Raw genomic sequence first — 13,836 nt, 5'->3', positions numbered from 1 at the left:
TGCTGCTCATTATGAGATACCCGTTCCATTGCCGGGAGGCGACCCCCGGTGAGGTAAGTGCACCCGAAAGGCAATGGCGGGTGAAAGAGATATTGCCGGGCCCGCGACCTGCCGGAGCTTCTCTTGCGGGCCGATGAAGTGCGCCTTAGAACGTGCTCCGGCTAAAGCCGTAAAACACGGTGCAAATTTCACCGCAAGGGTCGGCGGCGAATCGGGCAGTGGCATTTATCACATGCGGCGGTCCGGATGGGGTGCCGCGGTCGGCCAGACTGGTCGGATGGACCTCCCCGTGCGCGCCGCCGTCCCCGCGCTCCGGGCGGCGCTGGCCGAGCGGGGCACGGCCGTGCTGGCGGCCCCGCCCGGCACCGGCAAGACGACGTTCGTCCCGCTCGCGCTCGCCGGGCTCGTGCCGGACCCGCCCCCGGCCGGGGCGGGCGGGAAGGTGGTCGTCGTGGAGCCCCGCCGGCTCGCCGCCCGCGCCGCGGCCCGCCGGATGGCCTGGACGCTGGGGGAGCGGGTCGGCGGCTCGGTCGGCGTCACCGTCCGCGGCGAGCACCGGCCCGGCTCGCTGGTCCAGGTCGTCACCACGGGCGTGCTGCTCCAGCGCCTCCAGCACGAGCCGGAGCTGGCGGACGCCGGCACGGTCATCCTGGACGAGTGCCACGAGCGCCACCTGGACGCCGACACGGCCCTGGCGTTCCTGCTGGACGTGCGTGCCGCGCTGCGACCCGACCTGCGCGTGGTCGCCGCCTCCGCCACCGCCGACACCGCGCCCTGGGCCCGCCTGCTCGGCGCCGGCGACGACGGCGGGCCGGCGCCGATCGTGGAGACCCAGGCGGCGCTGCACCCCGTGGACGTGGTCTGGGCGCCGCCCGAGCGCCCGCTTCCCCCGCCGCACGGCATGCGCGTCGACCCGGCGTTCCTGGCCCATGTCGCGGCGACCGTCCGCCGCGCCCTCGCCGAACGCGACGGCGACGTCCTGTGCTTCCTGCCCGGCGCCGGTGAGATCGCCCGCGTCGCCGGGATGCTGCGCGACGCGGGTCCCGAGGTGCTGCAGGTGCACGGGCAGGCGCCGCCCGCCGTCCAGGACGCCGTCCTCGCCCCGGGCGAGCGCCGCCGGATCGTGCTGGCCACCTCCGTCGCCGAGTCGAGCCTGACCGTTCCCGGCGTGCGGATCGTCGTGGACGGCGGGCTGGCCCGCGAGCCCCGCACCGACCACGCCCGCGGGCTGGGCGCGCTGACGACCGTTCGGGCCTCCCGCGCGACCGCCGACCAGCGCGCCGGCCGCGCGGGCCGCGAGGCGCCCGGCACGGTCTACCGGTGCTGGCCGCGAGCCGAGCACGACCGGCTCCCCGCCCGTCCCCGCCCGGAGATCGAGCTGGCCGACCTGACGGCGTTCGCGCTGCAGATCGCCTGCTGGGGCGACCCGGACGCCGGCGGCCTGGCGCTGCTCGACCCGCCGCCGGCCGCCGCGCTCCGCGCCGCCCGTACGACCCTGCACGCCCTGGGCGCGATCACCGGCGACGGCGTCACCGCCCGCGGCCGCCGGCTGGCCCGCGTCGGCGTCGAGCCGCGGCTGGCCCGCGCCCTGATCGACGGCGCCGCCGCGGTCGGGCCGCGCACCGCCGCGCAGATCGTGGCCCTGCTCTCCGAGCCGCCGCCGCGTTCGGCCGGGGACGACCTGACCGCCGCCTGGCGCGCGCTGCGCCGCGAGGGCCCGCCCGCCGACGCGCACGCCGCCCGCTGGCGCGACGAGACCCGCCGCCTCCGCAAGGCGCTCACCGGCCTCGAACCCCCCGCACACGCGGCCGGCGCCCCCACCGCGAGCCCGGGGCTGAGCGACGACGCGGCCGCCGGGACGGTGGTGGCGCTGGCGTTCCCCGAACGGGTCGCGCGGGCGCGGGACGGCAGCGGCTACCTGATGGCGTCGGGCACCGGCGCCGTCCTCGCGGCCGGGTCGGCGCTGGCCTCGGCGCGGGCGCCGTGGCTGGCGGTGGCGATCGCCGACCGGCCCGCCGGGTCGGCGTCCGCGCGGGTCCGGCAGGCCGTGGTCATCGACGAGGACACCGCCCGCTCCGCGGCCGCGCCGCTGCTGGAGCGCGCGGACGAGGTCGCCTGGCGGGACGGGGACGTGGCCGCGCGCCGCGTCGAACGGCTCGGCGCGATCGAGCTGGCCGCCGGGCCGCTGGAACGCCCGGACCCCGAGCGCGTACGGGAGGCGCTGGCCGACGGGCTGCGCGCGGAAGGGCTCGCGTTGCTGACCTGGACGCCGGCGGCCGTGGCGCTGCGCGAGCGCCTGGCGTTCTGCCACCGGGTGCTGGGCGATCCCTGGCCCGCGATGGACGACGCGGCGTTGCTGGAGCGCGCGGGGGAGTGGGCCGCCGGGGCGCGCCGGCGCGCCGATCTCGCCCGGATCGACGTGGCGGGCGCGCTGCGCGGGCTGCTGCCGTGGGAGTGCGCGGCGCGGCTGGACGAGCTGGCGCCCGAGCGGATCGAGGTGCCCAGCGGCTCGCGGATCCGGGTGGACTACTCGGACGGGCGGCCGGTCCTGGCGGTGAAGCTGCAGGAGCTGTTCGGCTGGGACGCGGCGCCGCGGCTGGCCGGCGGGCGCGTCCCGCTGGTGGTGCACCTGCTGTCGCCGGCGGGCCGCCCGGCGGCCGTCACGGCCGATCTCGCCTCGTTCTGGCGCGAGGGCTACAAGGCCGTGCGCGCGGAGCTGCGCGGCCGCTACCCCCGCCACCCGTGGCCCGAGGACCCGACGCGGGCGGAGCCGACCCGCCGCGTCAAGCCCCGCCGCTGACCCCGCCCGCCGGGGCGGTCAGCGGGAGGCGATCAGGGCCTCGATGCCGTCGAGGATGCGGGCGAGGCCGAACTCGAAGGCGTGGCCGGGGCCGACGGCGCCGCCGTACTCCTGGCCGGCGGCCGTGCCGACGCGGTGCCCCAGCGGGTAGCGCTCGGTGTCGACGACCTTGTCGACGATCGGCGCGGTGGCCTCCCACCACTGCTCGTCGGTCATGCCGGTGCGCCGCCGGGCCTCGGCGGTGTGGACCGACACGCGGGCCGAGCTCTCGGCGAACCCGTTGACCAGGGCCACCACCGAGTCCATCTCGACGTCGGTCAGGCCGAGCCCGTCGACGGCGCGCAGCTCGTACTCGTACTTCTCCACCAGGTTGGGGCCCAGCGGGGGGCGGCCGGTGGCGACCTGGAGCATCCACGGGTGGCGGTGGAACAGCGCCAGGGTCTGCCGCGCCAGGTGCTCCAGCGCGGCGCGCCAGCCCGCGTCGCCGGGCGGCGGGGTCAGCTCGCCGTAGGCGCGGTCCAGCATGACGTCGATCAGCTCGGCCTTGCCCGGCACGTAGGTGTAGATCGACATGGCCGAGACGCCGAGCCGCTCGGCGATCCGGCGCATCGACAGCGCCTCCAGCCCGTCGGCGTCGGCGAGCGCGAGCGCGGTGCGGACGATCTCCTCGGCGGTGAGCTTGGGCCGCGGCCCCCGGCGCGGGCGCTCCTGGAGGCCCCACAGCAGTTCCAGGGTGCGCACCGGATCGCCGGCCCCGCTGAACTCCGTCGTCACGTTCACCATCCTCGCAGAGGATCGGGGGATGAAACTCTGTACGACGTACGTTATAGTCTACTCCGTACAACGTACAGAGAGGAGCGGAGATGGGCGAGCCCGCGATCGCGGCCGAGGGGCTGCGCAAGAGATACGGCGGCACCGCCGCCCTGGACGGCCTGGACCTGGAGGTGCCCGCCGGAACCGTGCACGGGCTGCTCGGCCCCAACGGCTCGGGCAAGACCACGACCGTCCGCGTCCTCACCACGCTCGCCCGGCCCGACGGCGGCCGGGCCCGGGTCGCCGGGCACGACGTGGTGCGCGAGGCGGCCCGGGTCCGGTCCCGGATCGGGCTGGTCGGGCAGCACGCCGCGGTGGACGAGGTGCTCGGCGGCCGGCAGAACCTGGTGATGTTCGGGCGGCTCTACCACCTGGGCGCGCGGGAGGCCCGGCGGCGGGCCGACGAGCTGCTGGAGCGCTTCCGGCTCCGCGACGCCGCCGACCGGCCCGCCGGCACGTACTCCGGCGGGATGCGGCGCCGGCTCGACCTGGCCGCGAGCATGATCCTCGCGCCGCCGGTGCTGTTCCTGGACGAGCCCACCACCGGCCTCGACCCGCGCAGCCGGGCCGAGGTCTGGGACGCCGTGCGCGCCCTCGCCGGCGGCGGCACCACGGTGCTGCTCACCACCCAGTACCTCGACGAGGCCGACCGGCTGGCCACCGCGATCTCGGTGATCGGCCGCGGCAAGGTGATCGCCGAGGGCACCCCGGAGCGGCTCAAGTCCGAGCTCGGCGGCGACCGCGTCGACGTCGTCGTCCGCTACGCCGCCGACCTGCCCCGCGCCGCGGAGATCGTCGCGCGGGTCGCGGGCACCGAGGCTGAAACCGACCCCGACGCGCTGCGCACCGGCGCCCGCGTCGCCGACCGCGCCGGCGCCCTCACCGCGGCCGTCCGGGAACTGGACGCCGCGGGCGTCGCCGTCGCCGACATCGGCCTGCGCCGCCCCACCCTGGACGAGGTGTTCCTGCACCTCACCGACGAACCGCGGGACGAGCAGGCCGGACGCACCCAGGAGGTACGGGCATGACCAGCACCCCCATGACGCCCGCCGTCCCCACCGGCCCGACCGCCCCCGCCACCCCGGCCGGCCGGCTCCGCTGGGCCCTCGCCGACTGCCGGACGATGACCGGGCGCGCCCTGGCGCACTGGGCCCGCCGGCCGGGCGAGGTCGCGGTCGGGCTGCTGTTCCCCGTGATGGTCGTCCTGATGATGGGCTACCTGTTCGGCGGCCAGATGGACGTGCCGGGCGGCGGCAGCTACCGGGAGTTCATCATGCCGGGGATGTTCGCCCTGACCATGGCCTTCGGCATCGAGACCACGTTCACCGCCATCGCGAGCGACGCCGCCAAGGGCGTCACCGACCGGTTCAGGTCGATGCCGATGGCCTCGTCCGCCGTCGTCGTGGGCCGGGGCGCCGCCGACATGCTGCACTCGGTCGCCGCGCTGGCGGTCATGGTCGCCTGCGGGCTGGCGATCGGCTGGCGCTGGCACGAGGGCGCCGGGCGGGCGCTGGCGGCGTTCGGGCTGCTCCTGCTGCTGCGCTTCGCGCTGCTGTGGATGGGCGTCTACCTGGGCCTGGTCGCCAAGGGGCCCGAGTCGGTCGCCGCCGTCCAGATCCTGGTGTGGCCGGTCGGCTTCCTGTCCAGCGCCATGATCGCCCCCAGCACCATGCCCGGCTGGCTGGGCGCGATCGCCGAGTGGAACCCGATGTCGGCCACCGTCACCGCCTGCCGCGACCTGTTCGGCGGTCCCGGCGCCGCCGCCGGCGGCTCCTGGGCGGCCGAGAACGCCGCCCTGATGGCGGTCGTGTGGCCGCTGCTGATCGTCGCGGTCTTCCTGCCCCTGTCGGTCCGCCGCTACCGCGCCCTGGGCCGCTAGCGGGTCAGGCGTCGCCGGGAAGGATCGCGGCGCGGTGGCGGGCCAGGGCCAGGGCCGGGTAGCAGTCGTCGGGGATCGACTCCGCGCCCGCCAGGGCGGCGCGGAGGCGGGGGCCCACGGCGGCCGCGTCGTAGGGCTGGACGACGCACAGCTCGGCCTGCATCGCCTGCCGGGCCGCGGCCATCAGGGCGCGCACGTCCCCGACGATGACGATCTCGCCGGGCGCGTCGCCGTACGACAGCCGCACCGCCAGGGCGTGCAGGTCGGCGCCGCCCTCGTAGCGGAACTCGCACACCAGCCGGTCGCCGTCCAGCGGGCCCTCCTGGATCAGCCACGCCTGGCCGGGCGTCACCTGCCCGAGCGCGCCCGCCCAGGGCGGCTCGGGCAGCTCGCCCAGCTCGGCGGCCGCGCGGGCGGCGATCCGGCGCACCTCGGCGGGCCCGATCGCCGCCAGCGCCCGCAGGAACGTCTGCGCCCCGGGCGTCCCGGCGGCGCGCAGGACCGTGATCAGGTCGCCCAGCGCGGCCCGCCGGCCCTCGGCGTGCGGCGCGGCCTGCTCCAGCGCGCCGAGCTGCGCGGACGTCCACACCTCCGCCTGCAGCGCGCCGGGCAGTGCGGGCAGCTCGTCGGCCGCCCGCGCGTACGCCTCGTACACCTCGCGCAGGGCGGGCAGCGTCAGCCGCGGCGACGGGGCGTGGGGTCGGGTGGCACTCACCCTCCCAGGTTAGGGGAGACCCGGCGCGGATCAGGCGTTGGGGACGGTCAGCAGCCGCCGGTGCTCCCCGATCGTGCGCACCTCGAACCGGGCGATCTCGTCGGGAGCCAGCGCCGTGCCGCCCTGCATGACCAGCGGCGCGGGGGAGCCGGGACGGCCGTACCCCTTGGGCGGGACCGACCAGCCGGCCACCACGTGCGGGCGCCCGGCCCGGTCGACCGCGACCAGCTCGCACTCCAGCGGGCCCTGCACGCCGCCCAGCCGCAGCCCGACCCGGCTGCCCCACAGCTTGCGCTCCATGGCCACCGTGCCCTTCACGCCGGTGTCGGGATCGGTGGCCGACACGCGCCGGCCGTCCCGGAACAGCGCCTCCACGCCGTTCTCCGCGGCCGCCACCGGCGGCGCCTCCCGCTCGCCCGAGGCGACCGTGACGCCCAGCCCGGCGGCCCCGCCCATCAGGACCAGCCCGGCCGCCACCCCGACCAGGGCCTGCGACACCCGCCGCCGGCGGACGCCCGCGCGGCGCCGCCGCAGCAGGTCGCCGACCACGCCGGGATCCGGCGGGGCGGGCGGCGGCGGGTCCTCGGCGATCGGCGGCAGGCCGTCCAGGCTGGCGGCCAGGCCGCGCAGCGAGCCGAGCTCCCGGTGGCAGGCCATGCACGAGGACAGATGGCGTTCGAACGCGCGCCGGTCGGGCTCCTCCAGAAGGCCCAGGGCGTACGCGCCGACGTCGGTGTGCTGGATGGTCGCGCTCACGGTGTCACCCCCCTCTCCTCCAAGGCGACGCGTAGCGCCCGGAGCGCGTAGTAGACCCGGGACTTCACCGTTCCGACGGGGATGCCGAGGGCCTTGGCGGCCTCGTTGACGGAACGGTCCCGGAAGAAGGTCTCGTTCAGGATCTCGCGGTGCGCCGGAGACAGCGCCAGGAGGGCTTCGGAGACGACTACCGAGCGCAGGAGGTCCTCCAACCCGTCGGGGGCGCGCAGGTTCTCCAGCGGGCCCTCGCCCGCCTCCTGCGGCCGCGCGTTCTTGCGGCGCTGGTCGTCGATCACGATGCGCCGCGCGACCGTGGCCAGCCACGGCAGCAGGGACGTGGCGTTCGCGTCCAGCTGGTGGGCGCTGCGCCACGCGCGGATCATGGTCTCCTGCACCACGTCCTCGGCCCAGTGCCGGTCGCCTCCGGTGAGCCGCAGCACGAACGACAGCAGCGGCCGGCCGTACACCCGGTACAGCTCGTTCACCAGCACCTGGTCGTCGACGCCGCCGGCCGGCCGGGGGCCGCGGAACCAGCTCCAGGGGCCGGTGCCGGCGGGGCGCCCGCGTTCGCGGGCGGCCGGCACTGCGGTCGGTGTTCTGTGGGCCATCGGGGTCTCCGGCTGGTGGGGTGCGGGGGGAGGTGCGCGGTGACCGGTGCTCAGCCCGGGGGCGGGCCGGCGTTTCCGTCGCCTGTCGTTCGCAGCCGGCCGCCGCCGTCGCCGCCGCTGCCCGACCCGCCGGTACGGGGGCCGAACCCGGGCGGCAGCGGCGTCCCGCCGCCGGGGACGGCCTTGGCGCCGGTGGGGCGGACGGCGTACCAGGCGCCGTTCACGCCCTGCCCGCTCGCGTCGCCGGGGGCGGCGTCGCGGGCGTACCGGTAGAGCGGCCAGCCGCCGAGGGTGAGCTGGAGCGTGCCGTCGGGGCGGGTGACCCGGCCGACCCTGGCGCGGGCGATGCCGCCGGCGATCCGCAGCTCGGGGGAGTAGCGGACCGGCGGCCACAGGCGCGAGCAGGCGCCCGAGCAGGTGCTCGCCGAGGGGCGGGCGCGGTCCCGGTCGAACCGGTAGAGCGTGCGCCCGGCGTTGTCCGAGACGATGGCGCCCAGCGGGCCGGGGGCGCTCACCCGGATCGCGGTGACGGGGACCGGCGCCCCGTTGCCCGGCGCGCCCTCGCCCGGTACGGCCTCCGGAGGCGGCGGCGACTGCGGCTTGCCGTAGCCGTTGCCGCGCTCGGACGCGCCCTGGACGACGCCGCGGAACCCGCCGCAGCCGGTCAGCGCGAGGCTCGCCGCCGCCGTGGCGGCCAGCGCCGCCGCGGCCCGCCGCCGGGGTGTCATGGTGTGTCGTCCTCCGCGCCTCGTCCGGGGTGTCCGTCGGGTGGATGTACGCGGGCATGGAGGCGGGCGGTTCAACGCGGGCGACCGCTAGATCTCGGGAATCGCCCCGGTTTGAGCTGGTTTGTTCCAGGGCTGCCCTTACTTGTTCGCTAGCTTTCGCTTACTTCTGCGTCGGCCGCGCGTTCTCCCCACGTCCAACCGGACGTTCGGCGGCATCACAGGACACAGGAGGAGGTGCGTCCCGGCGCGTCAGCACGAGTTCTCCGTACGAGGCGAACACTCACTCCGCAGTGGAGCGAATGAGGGCACCCGGCCCGATTCGCTCGGAGAACCGAGAGGCGATCGGGAGTGAACGGCAACGGACTCGTCTACCGGCTGCTTCTGGCCGTGGACATACAGGCGTACAGCAAGCGGGACACCCGCGAGCAGCTCCTCGCGCAGCACCAGCTGAGCCGGGCGCTCGACGGGGCCGCGGCCGCCGTCGGCCTGGAGCGCGCCCGCTGGGACAAGCAGGTCGGCGGCGACGGCGAGCTGGCCACCCTCCCCGAGGACGTGGACCCGGCCCCGGTCGCCGGCGACTTCGTCATCGCCCTGGCCGGCCGGCTCCGGGAGCTGAACGGCGAGCGCGGCGACCGGCCCGCCCTGCGCGTCCGGCTCGCGCTGCACCACGGCACCATGACCGCCGGGCCGTTCGGGCCCGCCGGCGACGCCCCGATCGTGGTGCAGCGGCTGCTGGACTCGGCGCCGCTGCGCCGGCTGCTGGCCGGCGAGCCCGCCCGCGACGTCGCGTACGCGGTCTCCGAGTCCCTGTACGGCGACGTCGTGCGGACCGGGTTCTGCACCCTGCCGCCCGCGGCGTTCCAGCCCATCAAGGTCACCGCCAAGGGCGCCGCGTTCCGCGGGCACATGCTCACCGGCCCGGCCGAGGGCCGGCGGGCGCGCGACGGGCACGGCGGGCCGGGCGACCGGTCCGCCCCGCCCGGGGACCGGCCGGCCACGCCGGGCGGGCGCGTGCTCGACTTCCCGCGGCTGGCCGTCCGCTGACCGGCCCCGCGGGTGAAAGGATCACCGTGCGGGAAGCAACGCCGGGGCCCGGCGGTTGTCCGGTGCGACGGGGCCGAGAACGGTCCGGGACGAGGGAGAGAGACCGATGGCGGAGCACGCGGGACTGCTGAAACTGCTCGGCGAGCGCGACCTGGGCGTCCTGGCGACGCTCAAGAAGGACGGGCGGCCCCAGCTGTCGAACATCAACTACCACTTCGACGAGGCCGCCCGGCTGGTCCGCGTCTCGATCACCGACGACCGGGCCAAGGCCCGCAACCTGCGCCGCGACCCGCGCGCGTCCCTGCACGTCAGCTCGCCCGACGGCTGGTCGTGGGCGGTCGCCGAGGGCACCGCCGAGGTGACCGCGCCGCCCGCCGATCCGCACGACGCGGCCGTCGAGGAGCTCATCGACGTCTACCGCGCGATCCGCGGCGAGCACCCCGACTGGGACGACTACCGCCGCGCCATGGTCGCCGACCGCCGCGTCGTCGTCCGGCTGTCCGTCGAGCGCGTGTACGGCCAGCCGCCCGCCTGACGCGCGCCCGATCCTCTCTCCGGGCCGGAGCGATTCCGGCGGACCGCGCCGAACGCTCTAACATCGCATCCATGGCGGAAGTGACCTCGCGCGACGGTACGTGGACGTTCGACGGCGAGGTCGTCCGGATCGTCCCCGGCAGCGACCGCTCCGTGCACAAGCTGCGCAAGGCGCTCGGCGAAGTCGTGGTGCCGCTGCAGGCCGTGCTGGGCGTCGCGTACGAGCCGGGCCGCAAGGGCGGGCGGCTCCGGCTGCGGCTGCGCGACGGCGCCGACCCGTTCACCCAGGCCGTCGCCGGCGGGCTGCCCGACGCCGCCGACCCGTACCGGCTGAACGTGGGCGCCGACCGCAGCGGCGCGGCCGGGTTCCTGGTCGACGAGCTGCGCAACTACCGGCAGCTGTGGGAGGTCCCCGAGGGGCCCAGCGACCGCTACCTGATGCCGGGCCCCGGCGTCCCGCTGACCTGCTCGGCGGGCGACGGCACCGCGTCGTTCGACGGCGAGCGGGTGCGGCTGGAGTGGAACTGGCTCGCCGGCGGCGCCAAGACCGCCGCCGGGCCGCAGACGTTCGAGCTGAAGGACGTGGCCGCCGTCGAATGGGGCCGCCAGGCCGGCATGGGGTACGGCTTCCTGCGCTTCCGGCTGCGCGAGCCGCGGCCGGAACGGTCGCCGGAGGAGGACCCGCTCGCCCTGTCGTGGGGGATCCAGCGCGAGGGCGGCACGACGGCGCTGCTCGCCGCCGCCGTCCTGGCCCGGCTCCCGCACCCGCTCGCCGCCGCCGAGCCCGCCGCCCCGCAGGCCCTGACGGCGGGGCAGGCGCCGCCCGCGGCCGGCTCCGGCGACGACCCCGACGCCATGCTGCGGCGGCTGCGCGAACTCGGCGAGCTGCGCCGCGAGGGCGTCCTCACCGAGGAGGAGTTCGCCGCCGCCAAGCGCAAACTGCTCGAAATGTAGCCCGAGTAGGAGGATCCTCCTCCCGGGTAGGAGATATCGCCTCCCGCCCCGGCGGGCGATTCCTTTGCCCCCGCCCGCCCCCGTGTCACCCTGGCGGCACTCCGAGCCAGGGGAGGCACCCATGTGCGACGACCCCGTCCCGCCCGCCGTGCGCGACGCGCTGCGCGAGTACCGGCGGCTGCTGGACGAGCACGGCCCCGCCTGGGGCGAGGACCCGATCACCTACGTCCGGCAGATCGAGACCAGCGCCTACCTGATGGACGAGCAGGCGTTCTGGATCACCTGCCTGAACCTGGTGGTCGAACGCTTCCCCGGCGCCGGCGACGCCGAGCTCGAGGCCCGCATGGCCGAACTCGACCCGCACGAGGTCATCCGTGCCGCCCTCGCCGGCCGGATCCTCGACAACCTCGCCGCCCTGCGCCTCGCCCCCGGCGCCCCGCCCCGCCTGGAGGCCCGCCCGCAGGCCGTCCTGGACGGCCCGCCCGGCACGGGCTCGTTCACCACGGGCCTCCTGCTCGACTCCTCCCGCGACGAACCCGTCACCGTCACCGTCGGCGGCGAGCCGCACCACCTCCCGCCCCGCGGCGCGCGCCTCGTGCGCGTCACCCCGGACACCCCCGTCACCGCCGGCGGCGAGACCGTCTCCCTCGCGCCCCTCGTCCGCCCCGCCAGGCCCGCCACGCTCCGCCTGCGCGCCGGCCTGCCGTGCCGCTGGTCGGTGACCGGCGCCGACGGGCAGGGGTGGTATCCGGACGGCGCCCCGCCCCGCGTCGACGCCCACCGCCGCCCCTACTTCCACGGCGACGACCTCCTCCTGCACGTCCCCGCCGAGCCGCTCACCGTCCGCGTCACCCGCGGCATGGAGTACACCACCGAGGAACGCACCCTCACCCCCGGCCCGGACACCGTCCTCGAACTGGCGCCCCGCCGCCTCTACGACGCCGCCGCCCGCGGCTGGTACGGCGGCGACACGCACGTCCACATGAACTGGACCGGCGACATGGTCGGCACCCCCGGCCACGCCGCCGCCGTCCAGCACGGCGAGGACCTGCACGTCCTCAACCTCGTCGCCGGCAACGTCGCCTCCGAGCGCGTCTACGACCGCGCGGCACTCGAACACTGGGCCGGGCGGGACCTGCCCTGGTCGGACGCCACCCACGTCGCCCGCCTCGGCGTCGAGTACCGCAACGACCTCCTCGGCCACCTGTACGCGTTCGGCGTCGACGCGCCGCCCGGCCGGTACCACACCGGCTTCCTCGGCACCGCCGACTGGCCGCCCAACAGCGAGGCGTGCGCCGAACTCCGCGACCTCGGCGCCGTCCTCGGCTACAGCCACCCGTTCCACATCCCGATCGACGCCGCCGCCCCGCCCGCCTTCGCCCTCACCTCCGGCCGCAACTGCTCGGCCCGCGAGGTCGTCGCGGACGCCGCCCTCGGCCTGGTCGACAGCCTCGACGTCCTCAACCACTCCTCGATCCACGCGACCGCCGTCGTCTACCGGCACCTCCTCGGCGCCGGCAACCGCCTCGCCGCGACCGCCGGCACCGACGCGATGCTCTCCTTCGCCCGCCGCGGCAACCAGTCCAGCCCGCCCGGCTGGGAACGCGTGTACGCCCGCGTCGACGGCCCCCTCACCGCCGCGTCCTTCGCCGAGGCGATCCGCCGGGGCCGCACCTTCGCCACCACCGGCCCCTGGCTCGAACTCGACGCCGCCGGCCTCGCCCCCGGCGACACCCTCGACGCCGCCCCGGGTGACCGCGTCACGATCACCGCCCGCGCGATCGGCCCCGAGGTCGCCCGCCTGGAGATCCGCACCGCCGTCGGCGTCCTCGCCGAGGGTCCGCCCCCCGAACTCACCGCCGAGCTCACCGTCGGCGAGCCCACCTACGTCGTCGCCGTCGCCTCGGGCCCGCCGCACGAGCGCTCGTACCACCACACCGGCGTGTACGCCCACACCAGCCCGGTGTACATCGACGTCGCCGGCCGCCCCGTCGCCCGCGACGCCGACATCGACTGGTGCCTCGAATACCTCGACGCCTTCGAGGAGATCCTGCGCGCCCAGGCCACCATCGAGTCGCCGTCGCAGCTCACCGACCACCTCATCCTCCTCGACGAGGCCCGCGCCACCTACCGCTCCCGCCGCGCCACCTGAGGCGGGGGCGCCGGGCGCCGGGCGAGGGTCGCGAACTCCCAGGGGTCGTGGGCGGAGAACACCGTCACCTCGTCGCCGTGGTCGCGCACCAGCTCCCGCAGGCGCGCCTGGGTGCCCAGCCGCAGATCGCGGTGGACCTCCGAGGACGTCTGGACGAGATCGAGCAGCGGGTGCGGATGCCGGTCCCGGCCGGGCCGGATCTCGCGGTGGTAGTAGTACGCGTCACCGCAGTGCAGCAGCCAGCGGTCGCCGTCGCGGACGGCGACGCCGGTGTGCCCGGCGGTGTGGCCGCCGAGCGGAACGAGCCGGACGCCCGGCGGCAGCCCCTCCGGCCGCATGGAGTCGAAGCCGAACCAGCGCTCGCCGCCGCCGGCTTCGTAGGTGACCCAGTCGGGGCCGTGGGCCCAGTGCGCGGGCCGGTAGCGTGGGCTCGGGGCCTGGGCGAGCGCCGCCTCCAGTTCGGCGGCCAGCACGTGGACGCGGGCTCCGGGGAAGTCGGGCAGGCCGCCGCTGTGGTCCACGTCCAGGTGCGTGACGATGATGTGGCGGACGTCGCCGGGGGAGAAGCCGAGACGCTCGATCTGCCGGACGGCGGTCTGCCGCTCGTCCAGCACGGGCCCGGCCATCCGGATCCAGTCGGCGTCCAGGGTGGCGTGGGGGGCGCGGACGTCGTCCAGGCCCAGTCCCGTCTCCACCAGGAGCAGCCCGTCGGCGGGCGTCTCCACGAGCAGGCAGTGGTTGACGGCGCGCGCCGGGGCGGGGCCGTCGTAGGTGGCCTCGATCTCGCGCACGGACCCGCAGTCGAGGTGATGGATGTTCATGGCCGCTAGGATGCGACTTGAAGCGCACTTCA

The 13,836-nt window shown here is 76.6% G+C and carries 13 protein-coding genes; 7 read left to right on the top strand and 6 right to left on the bottom strand.

Features of this window, described 5'->3' with window-relative positions; genetic code table 11:
* Window positions 1–277: 277 nt before the first annotated feature.
* The gene (gene hrpB, locus ACA361_RS09555; RefSeq protein ID WP_375011468.1) at window positions 278–2,800 is read left to right on the top strand and encodes an ATP-dependent helicase HrpB; all 2,523 of its coding nucleotides are present in this window, start codon (window positions 278–280) and stop codon (window positions 2,798–2,800) included.
* Between the two features lie 18 nt (window positions 2,801–2,818).
* On the opposite strand, the gene ACA361_RS09550 is transcribed toward hrpB, so the two are convergent.
* Window positions 2,819–3,583: a TetR/AcrR family transcriptional regulator gene (locus ACA361_RS09550; protein ID WP_375011467.1), complete on the bottom strand. Its 765-nt coding sequence runs from the start codon at window positions 3,581–3,583 to the stop codon at window positions 2,819–2,821.
* Between the two features lie 80 nt (window positions 3,584–3,663).
* Here ACA361_RS09550 and ACA361_RS09545 point away from each other — a divergent pair, with 80 nt between their 5' ends.
* Window positions 3,664–4,641: an ATP-binding cassette domain-containing protein gene (locus ACA361_RS09545; protein WP_375011466.1), complete on the top strand. Its 978-nt coding sequence runs from the start codon at window positions 3,664–3,666 to the stop codon at window positions 4,639–4,641.
* Window positions 4,638–5,492, top strand: coding sequence for an ABC transporter permease (locus tag ACA361_RS09540; protein ID WP_375011465.1), 855 nt, complete (start codon window positions 4,638–4,640; stop codon window positions 5,490–5,492). Before ACA361_RS09545 ends, ACA361_RS09540 begins: the two co-directional genes overlap by 4 nt.
* Before the next feature lie 4 nt (window positions 5,493–5,496).
* On the opposite strand, the gene ACA361_RS09535 is transcribed toward ACA361_RS09540, so the two are convergent.
* From ACA361_RS09535 to ACA361_RS09520, 4 genes are read right to left on the bottom strand one after another with little or no spacing between them, the layout of a single operon-like run.
* Window positions 5,497–6,207, bottom strand: coding sequence for a hypothetical protein (locus tag ACA361_RS09535; protein ID WP_375011464.1), 711 nt, complete (start codon window positions 6,205–6,207; stop codon window positions 5,497–5,499).
* Window positions 6,208–6,237: 30 nt separating this feature from the next.
* Entirely contained in the window at window positions 6,238–6,963 is a 726-nt protein-coding gene (locus tag ACA361_RS09530) for a zf-HC2 domain-containing protein (RefSeq protein ID WP_375011463.1), read from the bottom strand.
* Window positions 6,960–7,571 (bottom strand): sigma-70 family RNA polymerase sigma factor, encoded by a 612-nt coding sequence (locus ACA361_RS09525; protein WP_375011462.1) that lies wholly within the window; start codon window positions 7,569–7,571, stop codon window positions 6,960–6,962. The genes ACA361_RS09530 and ACA361_RS09525 overlap by 4 nt, the downstream gene beginning before the upstream one ends.
* A gap of 50 nt (window positions 7,572–7,621) precedes the next feature.
* Window positions 7,622–8,299: a hypothetical protein gene (locus ACA361_RS09520; RefSeq protein WP_375011461.1), complete on the bottom strand. Its 678-nt coding sequence runs from the start codon at window positions 8,297–8,299 to the stop codon at window positions 7,622–7,624.
* 348 nt (window positions 8,300–8,647) lie between these two features.
* On the opposite strand from ACA361_RS09520, the gene ACA361_RS09515 reads away from it, so the two are divergent.
* From ACA361_RS09515 to ACA361_RS09500, 4 genes are all read left to right on the top strand, one after another.
* On the top strand, window positions 8,648–9,343 hold the full coding sequence (locus ACA361_RS09515; protein WP_375011460.1) for a hypothetical protein: 696 nt from the start codon (window positions 8,648–8,650) through the stop codon (window positions 9,341–9,343).
* A 106-nt stretch (window positions 9,344–9,449) separates the two neighbouring features.
* Window positions 9,450–9,878 (top strand): PPOX class F420-dependent oxidoreductase, encoded by a 429-nt coding sequence (locus ACA361_RS09510; RefSeq protein ID WP_375011459.1) that lies wholly within the window; start codon window positions 9,450–9,452, stop codon window positions 9,876–9,878.
* Window positions 9,879–9,949: 71 nt separating this feature from the next.
* Complete coding sequence (locus ACA361_RS09505) at window positions 9,950–10,831, top strand: DUF4429 domain-containing protein (RefSeq protein WP_375011458.1); 882 nt, start codon at window positions 9,950–9,952, stop codon at window positions 10,829–10,831.
* 121 nt (window positions 10,832–10,952) lie between these two features.
* Entirely contained in the window at window positions 10,953–12,983 is a 2,031-nt protein-coding gene (locus ACA361_RS09500) for a CehA/McbA family metallohydrolase (RefSeq protein ID WP_375011456.1), read from the top strand.
* Here the strand turns inward: ACA361_RS09500 and ACA361_RS09495 are convergent.
* The gene (locus ACA361_RS09495) at window positions 12,959–13,804 is read right to left on the bottom strand and encodes an MBL fold metallo-hydrolase (protein WP_375011455.1); all 846 of its coding nucleotides are present in this window, start codon (window positions 13,802–13,804) and stop codon (window positions 12,959–12,961) included. The two genes, ACA361_RS09500 and ACA361_RS09495, sit on opposite strands and share 25 nt — an antisense overlap.
* Between the last annotated feature and the right edge of the window lie 32 nt (window positions 13,805–13,836).

Source organism: Actinomadura sp. 21ATH, from assembly GCF_041951345.1.
GTDB lineage: Bacteria > Actinomycetota > Actinomycetes > Streptosporangiales > Streptosporangiaceae > Spirillospora.
The sequence above is the reverse complement of the archived record's forward strand: the minus strand, read 5'-3'. Positions and strand labels throughout refer to the sequence as shown.

Bases quoted from the DNA above. Each gene is read 5' to 3' on its own strand.
- ACA361_RS09520 (WP_375011461.1), bottom strand. From the start codon at position 8,299: ATGACACCCCGGCGGCGGGCCGCGGCGGCGCTGGCCGCCACGGCGGCG.
- ACA361_RS09550 (WP_375011467.1), bottom strand. From the start codon at position 3,583: ATGGTGAACGTGACGACGGAGTTCAGCGGGGCCGGCGATCCGGTGCGC.
- ACA361_RS09510 (WP_375011459.1), top strand. From the start codon at position 9,450: ATGGCGGAGCACGCGGGACTGCTGAAACTGCTCGGCGAGCGCGACCTG.
- ACA361_RS09545 (WP_375011466.1), top strand. From the start codon at position 3,664: ATGGGCGAGCCCGCGATCGCGGCCGAGGGGCTGCGCAAGAGATACGGC.
- ACA361_RS09500 (WP_375011456.1), top strand. From the start codon at position 10,953: ATGTGCGACGACCCCGTCCCGCCCGCCGTGCGCGACGCGCTGCGCGAG.
- ACA361_RS09495 (WP_375011455.1), bottom strand. From the start codon at position 13,804: ATGAACATCCATCACCTCGACTGCGGGTCCGTGCGCGAGATCGAGGCC.
- hrpB (WP_375011468.1), top strand. From the start codon at position 278: ATGGACCTCCCCGTGCGCGCCGCCGTCCCCGCGCTCCGGGCGGCGCTG.
- ACA361_RS09540 (WP_375011465.1), top strand. From the start codon at position 4,638: ATGACCAGCACCCCCATGACGCCCGCCGTCCCCACCGGCCCGACCGCC.
- ACA361_RS09525 (WP_375011462.1), bottom strand. From the start codon at position 7,571: ATGGCCCACAGAACACCGACCGCAGTGCCGGCCGCCCGCGAACGCGGG.
- ACA361_RS09505 (WP_375011458.1), top strand. From the start codon at position 9,950: ATGGCGGAAGTGACCTCGCGCGACGGTACGTGGACGTTCGACGGCGAG.